Origin of the sequence: Blattabacterium cuenoti (assembly GCF_014251575.1) — a bacterium.
Classification (GTDB): Bacteria; Bacteroidota; Bacteroidia; order Flavobacteriales; family Blattabacteriaceae; genus Blattabacterium; species Blattabacterium cuenoti_N.
Genome location: NZ_CP059191.1, coordinates 71,959 through 84,946 on the forward strand (window position 1 = coordinate 71,959; position 12,988 = coordinate 84,946).

Sequence of the window (12,988 nt, forward strand, 5' to 3'; positions counted from 1 at the left end):
AATAAAATTATTATGAAATTAAAAAATAAAAAAGTAGTTTCAAATTATAACCCAATTAAAGATCTTTTTAAAGAAAAAACATCTAGACGTGATTTTCTAAAATGGATAGGTTTTAGCACAGCTTCAGTCACTTTAGCTGCTTGCAAAGGACCAGTCATTCAATCTATCCCTTATGTTGTTAAACCAGATTCTATAACTCCTGGAATTCCCAATTATTACGCTTCCACTATGATTGATTCTTTTGATATAGGAAGTGTTTTGGTGAAAACAAGAGAAGGACGTCCTATAAAAATAGAACCTAATTCAACTTCAAAATACTTCAACACAACTTCGGCTAGAATACAATCTTCTTTATTATCTCTTTATGATGAAGAAAGATTAAAATATCCTTTTTTAAAAGGAAAAAAAAGTTCTTGGATCAAAATAGATAATTATATTATTCAACATTTGGAAAATATATCTAAAACAAAAAAAAATATAGTATTCCTTTCTTCTTCTTATCCAAGTTTTTCCACCAAAAAGTTAATTCAAGATTTTAAAAAAATATATCCTAATACTAAGTGGATTATTTATGATGCTATTTCCTATTCCAAAGTATTAGATGCATCAGAAAAAATATTTGGAGTTCGTGCTTTTCCCTTTTTTGATTTGGAAAAATCTGAATTAATAGTTTCGTTTGATGCTGATTTATTAGGAGATTGGAGTCCAGAAAATATGGGGCCATCTTATGTATCAAATAGGAATCCTAAAAAATCAATGATGCAACATATTCAAATAGAAAGCAATATGACTATTTCTGGAGCAAATGCAGACATTAGAATAGCGAAAAAACCTTCTGACATTAAGAATATGTTATTTGAAATTTATCAAAAAATTTTTTTTGAAAAAGAACCTAAAAATCAACATGCAAAGGAAATAGCACTTTTAATTGAAAAAGCAGGATCCAAAAGTGTAATTCTTGCAGATGGAGACCAGGAATCTTATGAACTTTCTTTTTTAATTAATAAAAAAATTAAAAGTAATGCATTGCAAAATAATCAATATATTTTATCAAAAGAAAGCAATGATCAAGAATTAGATAAATTTTTAAAAAATTTGGAAAAGGGAAACATTGGATGTTTATTTATTCACAATACTAATCCTATTTACAGTTTTCCATTATCTATTTACAAAAAAATAAAAAAATTCATAAGAGAAATACCCTTAACTGTATCATTTTCTATGAATAAAGATGATACTAATGAAATCATAGATGTATTAGCACCTACTCCTCATTGGCTAGAATGTTGGGGCGATATGAATCCTATTACTAATATTTTCACGCTGATTCAGCCCACCATTCAACATATTTTTGATACAAGACAATTGCAAGATTCCTTAATTATTTGGGGTAAAATGAAATATAAAAATTATTATGATTTCTTGAAAAAAACCTGGAAAGAAAATATTATTCCTGAATCTAATCTTTCATCTTTTAATGAAGCATTGTTTCATGGAGTTGTGCAAACGAAGAATCAAAAATTTATTAAAAAACTTGTAGTGAATGAAAAGAAAATACAAAAATATGGTCAAAAATTAATTAATTATGAAGAAGGAATAAAAGAACATTTTGAACTAAGATTATATACAAAAACAAGCATGGGAGATGGACATCAATATAATAATCCTTGGCTACAAGAATTTCCGGATCCCATCACACGTACTACTTGGGATAACTATTTAACCATGTCATATTTTGATGCAAACAGAATGAAATTAAAGAATTGGAATGTAGGAGATGGATCTTTAAATGGAAATTGTGTAGACTTAATTAGAAATAATAAAATATTAATTCGAGATGTTCCTGTTTTGATTCAACCTGGACAAGCTATAGGATCTATAGGCTTAGCTTTCGGTTATGGACAAAAAAATGGAAAGTTATCCAAATTATGTAATGGAAAAAATGCTTACAGAGTTTATGAAAATTTTTCTATTCTACAAAAAAATATACAAATAAAAAAATCCGAAAGGATACATAAGTTTTCTTGTATTCAATTGCAAAATACAACAGTAGGTAGAAATTTAGTGAGAGAAACAAATTTAGATACCTTTTTAAGAAATCCTAAAGAAATTTGGAATAAAGAAGAAGAAATTTATACTCATAAAGGAAGATTTTCTCCACAAGAAATTTCTCTTTGGGATCAAAAAGAAGGAAATAAAAAAAATGGGCATCATTTTAATTTATCTGTAGATTTAAATGCTTGTATTGGATGCGGAGCTTGCATTATTGCATGTCATTCAGAAAATAATGTTCCTGTTGTTGGAAAAGAAGAAATAAGAAAATCTAGAGATATGCATTGGTTACGTGTGGACAGATACTATTTCAATAATAAAGAAAATCATGATCATAAATCATTAAATATTTATAATAATCCAAAAGTTTCTTTTCAACCTATAATGTGTCAACATTGTGATTATGCTCCTTGTGAAACGGTATGTCCTGTGGGAGCAACTGTTCACGGAAAACAAGGACAAAATATGATGGCTTATAATCGTTGTGTAGGAACTCGTTATTGTGCAAATAACTGTCCTTATAAAGTTAGGCGTTTTAATTGGTTCGATTATGCTAATAATCAAAAATTTGATTTTAATATGAATAATACTTTAGGAAAAATGGTTTTAAATCCGGATGTAGTCGTTAGAACTAGAGGTGTTATGGAAAAGTGTTCTTTATGTATACAAAGAACACAATATGTTATAGGAATAGCAAAAAAGGAAAAAAGAAAAATAAAAGACGAAGAATTTGAAACAGCTTGCAGTATTTCTTGTCCTACAAAAGCCATTACTTTTGGAGATGTTAATGATCAAAATAGTCTTATTTCCAAAAAAATAAAAGATTCAAGATTTTATAAACTTCTCGATTTTATAGGAATCAGACCTAATGTTTCTTATCAAGTGAAAATAAGAAATGATAAAAAACAGTAAAAATGAAATAGAAAAATTATGTCAAATCATTATGAATCTCCTGTTAGAAAACCGTTAATTTTAGGGAAAAAAACATTCAAAAATATTACTGATGACATATTAAGACCTATAGAAAATAAAGCTGGAAATCTATGGTGGATTGCCTTATTTATTTCTATTTTAGCTTTTTTATGGGGATTAGTATGTATTTTTTACACAATCGAAACGGGTATTGGAGTATGGGGATTAAATAGAACAATAAACTGGGCTTGGGATATTACTAATTTTGTATGGTGGGTTGGAATTGGTCATGCGGGAACTTTAATTTCTGCTGTTTTATTATTATTTCGTCAAAAATGGCGTTTATCTATCAACCGTTCAGCAGAAGCAATGACTATTTTCGCAGTTATTCAAGCTGGTTTATTTCCTATTATTCATATGGGTAGGCCATGGAATGCTCATTGGGTATTGCCTATTCCTAATCAATTTGGAACTTTGTGGCCCAATTTTAATTCTCCTTTATTGTGGGATGTTTTTGCGATTAGTACTTATTTTTCTGTTTCTACTGTTTTTTGGTTTATGGGATTAATACCTGATTTTGCTATGATACGAGATAGGGTATCAGATCCTTTTCAAAAAAAGATTTATAGCATTCTTAGTTTTGGATGGGGAGGAACATCAAAAGATTGGCAAAGATTCGAAGAAATTTCCTTGATTTTAGCTGGTTTATGTACTCCATTAGTTTTTTCTGTTCATACTATAGTTTCATTTGATTTTTCAACTTCTGTCATCAAAGGTTGGCATAGTACGATATTCCCTCCCTATTTTGTAGCAGGAGCTATATTTTCTGGTTTTGCTATGGTACAAACTTTGCTTGGTGTAGCAAGAAAAGTTCTTTCTTTAGAAAGTTATATCACGAAAAATCATATCGAATATATGAATATGATTATTTTGCTAACAGGAGGAATCGTTTTATTGGCTTATATTTCAGAATTTATTCTTTCGTGGTATTCAGGAGATTCCTTTGAGAAGTTTATTTATTTTTCTCAAGAAGCAGCTAAAGGTCCATTTTGGTGGGCTTTTTGGGCATTGATTATTTGTAATGTTATAATTCCTCAATTTTTATGGATCAAATCTGTACGTAGAAGTTTTTTTTGGTCTTATGTTATAGCTATAATTATAAATATTGGAATGTGGTTTGAAAGATTTGACATTATTGTTTTAAATCTAAGTCATGACTATCTTCCTTCTTCTTGGACCGGGTTTATTCCATCATTTGTAGATGTTGGAATATTTATAGGAACTATTGGATTATTTTTTTTTCTTTATTTATTATACATACGTTCGTTTCCGGTCATCTCACAATCAGAATTAAAAACAATATTGAAACCTGACAATAAAAAACAAGAAAATGAATAAATATGTACATGCATTATATGATAATGATTACACATTAATAAATAGTATTAAAGTTATTCAAAATCATGGATTTAGTATACATGAAGTTTATTCCCCTTTTCCAATTCACAATTTGGACAAAATTTTGAAATTAAAAAAAACTAATTTATCTTTTTTATCTTTCATATATGGATTGTCTGGTTTTTGTTTAGCAAGCATATTAACTTGGTATGCTATGATTTTTGATTGGCCTCAAAATATTGGCGGTAAACCATCTTTTTCTTGGATAAGAAACCTTCCTTCTTTCATTCCTGTAATATTCGAATTATCTATTTTCTTTTCTGCACATTTTATGTGTATTACTTATCTGATTCAATGTAGATTATTTCCAGGATCTTTTCCTAAAAATCCAGATTCAAGAACCACTGATAACATGTTTTTAATGGAGATTCATACGAAAGAAAATACTAAAAAATTAGTGAACTTATTAAAAGAAAATGGAGCGATGGAAGTCATTATAAAATAAAAATTAACTAACTCAAAGTAATTTATTTGATTTATGAAAAAATGTTTTTATGGAATTGTTATCATTTTAAATGTTATGTTGTTATTAGAATCTTGTTGGTTAGATAAAAAAAAGCCAAATACAGTGTATATGCCAAATATGTATTATTCAGATGCATATGAACCCTATTCAGATCCTTATTTCAATTATAATAAAAAAATTAAGAAAATTCAAATTTCTCTATTTTTAAATGGAAAAACTTCTTCACTTATCCCAGTAAAGGGAACTGTTCAAAGAACTGATTTTTATGATTCTATTTCTGATGAAATAGAAAACAAAGGATTTGATTATTCTAAAAAAATAATTACATATCCCTTTTATAAAAATATAGGAACAAAAGAAGATATTCTGAAAAACGGAGAAAAATTATATCAAATTAATTGTTCTATATGTCACGGAAATGATGGAGATGGACAAGGTCAATTAGTAAAAAATGAAAAAATTTTAGGTATTCCTAATTATAAAGATAGGGATATGACTATTGGAAGTGTTTATTATGTTATTACATATGGTAAAAACAATATGAATTCTTATGCTTCTCAATTAAATAAAATAGACAGATGGAAAATATCGGAATATGTCATGTATCTAAAAAACAAATAAACATGTATCAATTTTCTAAAAAAAATAAAAAAATTATTATTCTTATAATGATTATAGGTTTGATTTTCATTTTTTTGGATAAAATTTTTTTAGAAAAAAAGAAAAATTTTTCGAATTTCAACAAGGTAAAAAACATAAAAGAAATAAAATATGAAGAAAAAAAGAATAAGCCTTGGCCAGGTTTATATATTTCTATTTTTTATTTCACTTCTATATCTTTAGGATCTTTATTTTTTTTAGGAATACAAAATGTCTCAAAATCAGGATGGTCTGTTATTCTTCATCCTATTATGGAGAAAATAGCTTCTTTTATTCCATATGGATGTTTGATGATTTTTATCATTTTATTATTAAATGCAATGGATTTCATTCATATGTTTCATTGGATGGATTCTGATTTATACGACCCATATTCTGCTAAATATGATCAAATTATTGCAAGTAAAAAATTATTTTTAAACATTCCTTTTTTTTTAATAAGAAGCGTTATCTATGTATTAGGATGCATTTTTTTTTATTCAAAGATTAAAAAAATATCTTATACGTTAGATTTAACACATTCTTTAAATGATTATAAAAAATTAAATCTTATATCTGTTATTTTTATTATATTTTTTTCTATTATTTCCATATTTATGGCATGGGATTGGATTATGTCTTTAAATCCACACTGGATTAGCACTTTATTTGGATGGTATGTTCTTAGTAGTTATATAGTAACAAGTATAGGAACTATTTCTATAATAGCTATTTATATGAATAAAAAAGGATATTTCCCCTTATTCAAAAAAAGTCATTTACACGATTTGAGCAAATATTTATTTTCTAGTAGTTTATTGTGGACTTATCTTTGGTTTTCACAATTTTTACTTTATTGGTACGGAAATATTCCAGAAGAAATTTACTATTTTTTAAAAAGAGAAGAAATGTATAATTCAATTCATTTTTGGATGCTTATCCCCAATTTTATAATTCCTTTTTTTGGATTAATAAGTAGTAAAAATAAAACTAATCCTAAAATAGTGTTCACTATTTCCTTAATTTTACTAATTGGACATTACATGGATATATACAATTTAATAGCTCCAGATATCAATAAAAAAGGAATTAAATTTGGAGTATCCGAAATAGGTTCTTTATTATTAATAGGTGGTTTTTTCAGTTATATTTTGTTTTCAAATTTAAAAAAACTCAATTCTGCTACAGGAAATCCTTTTTTTCATGAAAGCAAAAATTACAAATACCCCTACATGTGAACATTATAAAAATTTTTTACAAGAGAAAAAACTTCTTTTAAAGAAGTTTTTTTAGGAATCCATATTTTTTTATGCAAAAAATTTGAAATAAATTTAGCAGTGGTTTTTCCTATAGCAAAAATTTCTGTTTTTGTATTATTTTGTATTTTATTTTTTGAAAAAAAAGATTGTACACCAGAAGGACTAAAAAAAATAATTCCATGATAATCAGATAAATTTTTGATTTTACGAGGAGTTAAAAATGTTTGATAAACTTCATATCGATTTATGTTTTTTTCTTTGAAAAAATTGATGTCTCTACTTAAAGTATTTGTGTTTCCACAAAACCAATCGTAATATTGATTAGATCTTGTTTTTATAATTTCTTCTATTATATCTTGCACATAATTTTTTTTCAAAAAAAAACAATAAGGAAAGTGTTTTTTGATAAAAAAAAATGTTTTTTCTCCTACTACATAGATCTTCTTTTGAATACTTTATTGACAAAAAATCATAAGATTGAATAAAAAAATATTTTTCTGAAAAAATAGAAAAGTCCACAGATTTAGTCATAAGAATATTAATCATTGCTTAACTATTTTTTATCTTTCACAAAATTCATTATAGATTTGTTAGAACCAAAGAGAGTTAATATATCCCCTTTTTGTAAAACAGTATCCCCTGTAACTAATCCAATAACTTTTCTTGTGGAATTTATTTTGGAAGACATAGGATTTTTTATATCTCGTATTACGGTAATTAAAGAAACAGAATATTTTTGCGTTAGTTTTAAACTTTTAACAGATTGTCCATTAAAAGAAGATGGAGAAAAAACTTCTGCTATAGAGTGTTTATTATCCACTCTAAAATAATCTAAAGCATAATTAAAAGATATTTGTTTAGTCAACCTAAAAGCTGCATCCTGTTCTGGATGCACAACATCACTAATTCCCATAGCTTCTAATATGGTGTCATGTATTTTTGATAAAGATCTACTAACTATTCTAAGATTTTTATACTTTTTTTTAAGTATAGCGGTAGTTACTATTGATGACCCTTCGTTTTCTCCGATAGCTACAATACCTAAATCTGCTTGTTGAATAGGTAATACTTTATAAGCGGCTTCATTATTAGCATCCATACATACTACATTTGCTATATGATCCTTTAATAAATCTACTTTTTCCATTTTATGATCTATGCCAAATACTTCATGTCCATTATCTGTTAAATTGAGAGCTAAAGATCTTCCAAAATTTCCTAATCCAACAATTATAATCTTCATGTTTTTTTCATTAATCAATTAATAAGAATATCCCCCTTGGGATACCTGTAATAATAATGAGAACTAATTTTATTTCTTTTTAAGAATCCAATCATTACATTGAATACACCTATTCTTCCTAATAACATTAAACATATTAAAACCAATTTACTTCCATTTGATAAACTAGAAGTAATTCCTAAAGATAAACCTGCCGTAGAAAAAGCAGAAAAAACTTCAAAAGAAATAGATAAAAGATCTTTTTTAGGATCCAAAAAAATGATAATTAAAATACTCATGTATATTACAATTAATGATAACATAATAATTGAAAAAGCTAAACGAATAGATTCTGAAGATATTTCTTTTCTTTGTATCTCTAGTCTATTTTTTCCTCTAGATAAAGAAATAATATTCATTAAAGCCAATGCAAAAGTGCTTGTCTTAATTCCACCACCAGTAGAAGCTGGAGAAGCCCCTATCCACATTAATAAAATAGTGAATAAAATAGTTACTGGAGCTAAACTATTCATGTTTATAACATGAAACCCCGCTGTTCTAGATGTTGCAGAAGAAAAAAACGAAGCAATCCATTTTCCATAAAAAGAATAATGTTCTGAAAGAGAAGAATGATATTCACTGATATAATAAAAAATAGTTCCAAAAGAAAGTAAAAAAAAAGTTGTTATTACAACAATTTGTGTATTTAAAGTCACTACATGTGCAGGATAATGAAAATATTCATCTTTAAAAATTCTATAAAAATATTTTTTTATAGTTAACCATATATATGTAAAAAAATTAAATAAAATATTGAAACCTATTCCGCCCAATATCAATAAAAAAGCGATGATTAATTGGAATAAATAATTAAATCTTACAGATTGTGAATATAGTCCTTGACTCAGAGTAGAGAACCCACTATTACAAAAAGCAGATATAGAATGAAAAATAGAGAAAAATAGAGGATTATCAGATGTATTTTTATCCTTAATGGATAAATAAATGAATAAAGTACCTATAGATTCTACTGTTAGAGTGAACATTACTACTTTAACTGCTAAACTAAGAACGTTACTTGTGGTTTTTATATTTAAAAAATTACTAACAAAAATAGCTTCTTTAAAAGAAAACCCATCTCTAAAAAAATAACTAAAAAAAGAAGTTATAGTTAAAATTCCTAAACCACCCAGTTCAACTAAAATAAGTATGATCACTTTTCCTAAATAAGTAAAATCTTTAGCTGTGTCTAAGACAACTAATCCTGTTACGCATACCGCGCTGGTAGAAGTAAATAAAGCATCTATAAATGATATTTTTTTGACTGTAGATGATGGAAGCATTAATAAAAAAGATCCTAATAAAGATAAAAAGACAAAACTTATAATAAATATAAAAGCGGGATTATGTATTTTTACGTATACTATTCGCATAAAATAAGTAACACGAATAAGTATATATAAAATCAAACTAATCAATAAAGATATTTTTATATCATCTGTAATTTTTCCTTTATTATATAGGAATATTTTTCCAAAAGAAAAAATAAGAAAAACTATTAATACAAAAAAAGATAGAGAAATCATGGATTTATAATCTCTTTTTGAGTTGTGATCAAAAAGAATAAAAATGTGTAAAATGCTTATACTTAATACTATTCCTATAATGATTTCTGCGTTGAAAAATAGGAAAGTTTTCCACCCTAAAGAAAAAATTATATAAATAAATATAATTGGAGTTGCAATTTCTAAAAAATTTCGGAATCTAATTTGAGTCATGATTTTTTATGAAATATTTTTTTTTATTTTTTCTAATATTTCTCTTCCTCCTTCTTTTAAAATTTCTTCAGAACATTGAAATCCAATCAGATCATAATTAGTACCTATCTTAGTTTTTTTGATTTTATGCATTCCATCTAAACTGAGCAATATTCCAGTAAAATAAATAATTTTGTTTTTGATGATGGCGTGAGCTCCTATAGGACTTATGCATCCCCCTCCTAAAGTTTTTAGGAATTGACGTTCTATATTTGCAGATAATCTAGTTTTTTGATCATCTAATTTTTTAATTAGACAATTAATATTTTCATTATTTTCAAGAGTAGAAACGACGATGACTCCTTGTTCTGGAGAAGGGATCATCCAATCTAAAACTTCACAATTAAAACATTTAAAATTATTTAATATTCCTAAACGTTCTACCCCTATTTTAGCAAAAATAGTACCTTTCCAAGGATTCTTTTGTAGTTTATTCAATCTAGTATTTATATTTCCTCTTAAATTAATCAATACATGGTGTGGATAACGATTCTTCCAAAAGGCACCTATTCTAATACTTCCAGTAGCTATCACTGCATGAACTTTTGGATCGTATAAAAAATCATTTTCCCCTTTATACACTAGTGAATCAAAAAAACTTCCTCTTTTTAAATAAGCAGATAATACAATCCCTTTTGGAAAGTTGATAGGAACATCCTTTAAAGAGTGAACAGCCATATCTATTTCCCCTGAAAGCATAATATTAGTTTTTTTTTTGTAAAAATTCCTACATTTTTTAATGTATGAATAGGAACATTTTGAATTAAATCACCTTCAGATTTTATTTGAAATAAGTGAGAAAGATAACCTTCTTTATTAAGTAATTTTTGGACTTTTTTTGCTTGAAAAACAGCTATAGGACTGTTTCGTGTACCAATTCTAATAATCTTTTTCAAAAAAATTATGGATTTTAAATCATTGTTATACTATATAAAATTTAACAACTTTATAAATAAAAAGGGATAAATTTTTCAATATCATCGAATTCTCTATCACAAAATTTAACGTAAGAAATGAAAGACATGTCCATTGCAGATGGATAAACTTTAATAAAAAATCTATTATTAGAAAATATTTTTTGATCTATAAAATCAATATCTCCTATGAAATAGACTTTTTCATTTTTCATTAAGCATGTAAAAAAATTATCATAAATTTTTTTTTTAAAAATAGAACTCAATCTTTTTTTTGATTTATTGAATAATGAAGTATAAAATAAGTCAGATTTAGCATGTATCATTGGAATCAAAAATCCACTTTTTATATTTATTTTTTGACTCAGAATAGTTAAAGTATCCAAAGATAATAAAGGAATTCCTAGCGAAAAACATAATCCTTTGGCAGCTGATAACCCGATTCTTAAAGAAGTATACGATCCTGGTCCTTTACTGACACAAACAGATTTTAAATCTTTAAGACGTATTTTAGAAATTTCTGTAGCATATTGTATGAATGTATGTAATTTATCTGAATGAAAAGGTTGTTTAGAACACTCTTCTACAGAAATTAGACATATTCCATTTTTAGCAATACTTACCGAACAATTTTTAGTAGAAGTTTCTAAATTTAGAATTAAAGACATATAAATTTTAAAATTTTATTTTCTAAAAATTATGAAAACAAAAAAGATAATCAAATATATTGTATCCTGGTTAAAAGAATATATTCATAAATCTAAATCAAATGGTTTTATAATTGGAATATCTGGAGGAATAGATTCTTCTGTTACTTCTTTTTTAGCATCCATGACAAAATTTCCTACAATAATACTAGAAATGCCTATTTTAGAAAAGAAAAAAAATTTTTTGTCAGAAAAACATGCAAAATTTTTGACTGAAAAATTTCCAAACGTTTGTTATCTAAAAAAAGATTTATCGATTTTATTCACTTCTTTTTGTCATGTTATCAATGATAAAAATAAAAAATATTCTCTGGCATTAGCTAATGTTCAATCTCGTATTAGAATGTTGACTTTATACTATTACGCTAATATGAAAAATTATCTTGTTGTTGGAACTGGAAATAAGGTAGAAGATTTTGGTGTAGGTTTTTTTACAAAATATGGGGATGGAGGAGTTGATTTACATCCCATAGCAGATTTGAAAAAAAGTGAAATTTGTATGATTGCCAGAGAATTAAATATTGCAAATGAAATTCAAAAAGCAAAACCAACAGATGGACTTTGGGAAGATCAACGATCGGATGAAGACCAATTAGGAGCTACTTATGAAGAGTTAGAATGGGCTATGGAAATGAAAAAAAAAAAAATTATAATTTTTTAAAAAAAAAAGAATACGAAATTTTCAAAAAATATCAAATCTTAAATCAGAAAAATAAGCATAAAATGATACTCGTTCCTGTTTGCAAAATTCCTTCCTATTTAAAATAAATCATATCAAGAAAAATATGATAGAATAACCATACAGAATCCTTTTCGTAACTTTGTCCCCCTATGGATTAAGTTCATTTTATGATGGAAGAAAAAGAGAAAAAAATTTTAAAAAAAAAAACACTAATAAAAACCATATTTTGAATTATTCAATCAATCATGAAAGTTCTTCACAAAAACAGGCTTTTTTGATGAGTGATGAAGAAAAAATTGAAAAAATAGAAAAACATTTTTTTCAGATTATGAAAATATTAGGTTTAGATATGAGTGACGACAGTTTACGCCGAACACCAAAACGTGTAGCAAAAATGTTTATTCAAGAAATATTTAGCGGTCTTAATCCAAAAAACACTCCTAGTCCTTCTATTTTTGAAAATAAATATAAGTATAATCAAATGTTGATCGAAAAAAATATAACAGTTTATTCCACTTGTGAACATCATTTTCTTCCTATTGTAGGAAAAGCTCATGTTGGTTATATTTCTAATGGAAAGGTGGTAGGGCTTTCTAAAATTAATAGAATCGTGAATTTTTATGCAAAAAGACCACAAGTTCAAGAACGTTTGACCATGCAAATTGTTGAATCTTTACAAAAAATGTTAGAGACACAAGATGTAGCATGTGTGATAGAAGCAAAACACTTATGCGTAAACTCTCGTGGAATTAGAGATATAGATAGTAGCACTGTGACAACTGAACTAGTAGGATCCTTCAAAAAAAATTCAGTAATTCGAAGAGAATTTCTGCACCACATTGGAATTTCTTAAAGAAAAA

Annotated in this window: 10 protein-coding genes and 2 pseudogenes; 7 read left to right on the top strand and 5 right to left on the bottom strand. The window is 26.4% G+C overall.

Going from position 1 to position 12,988, the window contains the following annotated elements; translation table 11 throughout:
- Positions 1 to 12 precede the first annotated feature (12 nt).
- From H0H67_RS00300 to H0H67_RS00320, 5 genes are read left to right on the top strand one after another with little or no spacing between them, the layout of a single operon-like run.
- Positions 13 to 2,964 carry a 4Fe-4S dicluster domain-containing protein gene (locus H0H67_RS00300; protein WP_185859583.1) on the top strand — a complete coding sequence of 984 codons (2,952 nt, stop codon included), beginning with the start codon at positions 13 to 15 and terminating at the stop codon, positions 2,962 to 2,964.
- 18 nt (positions 2,965 to 2,982) lie between these two features.
- Positions 2,983 to 4,362: an NrfD/PsrC family molybdoenzyme membrane anchor subunit gene (gene nrfD / locus H0H67_RS00305; RefSeq protein WP_185859371.1), complete on the top strand. Its 1,380-nt coding sequence runs from the start codon at positions 2,983 to 2,985 to the stop codon at positions 4,360 to 4,362.
- Positions 4,355 to 4,867 (top strand): DUF3341 domain-containing protein, encoded by a 513-nt coding sequence (locus H0H67_RS00310; protein WP_185859372.1) that lies wholly within the window; start codon positions 4,355 to 4,357, stop codon positions 4,865 to 4,867. The genes nrfD and H0H67_RS00310 overlap by 8 nt, the downstream gene beginning before the upstream one ends.
- A 33-nt stretch (positions 4,868 to 4,900) precedes the next feature.
- Positions 4,901 to 5,509: a c-type cytochrome gene (locus tag H0H67_RS00315; RefSeq protein ID WP_185859373.1), complete on the top strand. Its 609-nt coding sequence runs from the start codon at positions 4,901 to 4,903 to the stop codon at positions 5,507 to 5,509.
- Positions 5,467 to 6,765 (top strand): hypothetical protein, encoded by a 1,299-nt coding sequence (locus tag H0H67_RS00320; protein WP_317168104.1) that lies wholly within the window; start codon positions 5,467 to 5,469, stop codon positions 6,763 to 6,765. The genes H0H67_RS00315 and H0H67_RS00320 overlap by 43 nt, the downstream gene beginning before the upstream one ends.
- Here the strand turns inward: H0H67_RS00320 and H0H67_RS00325 are convergent.
- From H0H67_RS00325 to tsaB, 5 genes and pseudogenes are all read right to left on the bottom strand, one after another.
- Positions 6,756 to 7,238, bottom strand: a complete 483-nt coding sequence (locus tag H0H67_RS00325; RefSeq protein ID WP_317168117.1) for a uroporphyrinogen-III synthase — start codon at positions 7,236 to 7,238, stop codon at positions 6,756 to 6,758. The genes H0H67_RS00320 and H0H67_RS00325 overlap by 10 nt on opposite strands.
- Before the next feature lie 101 nt (positions 7,239 to 7,339).
- Positions 7,340 to 8,029 (bottom strand): potassium channel family protein, encoded by a 690-nt coding sequence (locus H0H67_RS00330; protein WP_185859374.1) that lies wholly within the window; start codon positions 8,027 to 8,029, stop codon positions 7,340 to 7,342.
- Positions 8,030 to 8,043: 14 nt separating this feature from the next.
- Positions 8,044 to 9,786, bottom strand: coding sequence for a TrkH family potassium uptake protein (locus H0H67_RS00335; RefSeq protein WP_185859375.1), 1,743 nt, complete (start codon positions 9,784 to 9,786; stop codon positions 8,044 to 8,046).
- Between the two features lie 6 nt (positions 9,787 to 9,792).
- Positions 9,793 to 10,721, bottom strand: a pseudogene (gene hemC, locus H0H67_RS00340) (hydroxymethylbilane synthase).
- A 50-nt stretch (positions 10,722 to 10,771) separates the two neighbouring features.
- Positions 10,772 to 11,407, bottom strand: coding sequence for a tRNA (adenosine(37)-N6)-threonylcarbamoyltransferase complex dimerization subunit type 1 TsaB (gene tsaB, locus H0H67_RS00345; protein WP_185859376.1), 636 nt, complete (start codon positions 11,405 to 11,407; stop codon positions 10,772 to 10,774).
- Positions 11,408 to 11,438: 31 nt separating this feature from the next.
- Between tsaB and nadE the strand changes: the two are divergent.
- Positions 11,439 to 12,214: pseudogene (gene nadE, locus H0H67_RS00350) on the top strand (NAD(+) synthase).
- A gap of 137 nt (positions 12,215 to 12,351) precedes the next feature.
- A complete protein-coding gene (gene folE, locus H0H67_RS00355) occupies positions 12,352 to 12,981 on the top strand; it encodes a GTP cyclohydrolase I FolE (protein ID WP_238784590.1) in 630 nt (209 codons plus the stop codon).
- Positions 12,982 to 12,988 lie beyond the last annotated feature (7 nt).

What these genes read in the sequence shown, in the direction of transcription:
- H0H67_RS00300 (WP_185859583.1), top strand. Translation starts at nt 13, where the DNA reads ATGAAATTAAAAAATAAAAAAGTAGTTTCAAATTATAACCCAATTAAA.
- nrfD (WP_185859371.1), top strand. Translation starts at nt 2,983, where the DNA reads ATGTCAAATCATTATGAATCTCCTGTTAGAAAACCGTTAATTTTAGGG.
- H0H67_RS00310 (WP_185859372.1), top strand. Translation starts at nt 4,355, where the DNA reads ATGAATAAATATGTACATGCATTATATGATAATGATTACACATTAATA.
- H0H67_RS00315 (WP_185859373.1), top strand. Translation starts at nt 4,901, where the DNA reads ATGAAAAAATGTTTTTATGGAATTGTTATCATTTTAAATGTTATGTTG.
- H0H67_RS00320 (WP_317168104.1), top strand. Translation starts at nt 5,467, where the DNA reads ATGGAAAATATCGGAATATGTCATGTATCTAAAAAACAAATAAACATG.
- H0H67_RS00330 (WP_185859374.1), bottom strand. Translation starts at nt 8,029, where the DNA reads ATGAAGATTATAATTGTTGGATTAGGAAATTTTGGAAGATCTTTAGCT.
- H0H67_RS00335 (WP_185859375.1), bottom strand. Translation starts at nt 9,786, where the DNA reads ATGACTCAAATTAGATTCCGAAATTTTTTAGAAATTGCAACTCCAATT.
- tsaB (WP_185859376.1), bottom strand. Translation starts at nt 11,407, where the DNA reads ATGTCTTTAATTCTAAATTTAGAAACTTCTACTAAAAATTGTTCGGTA.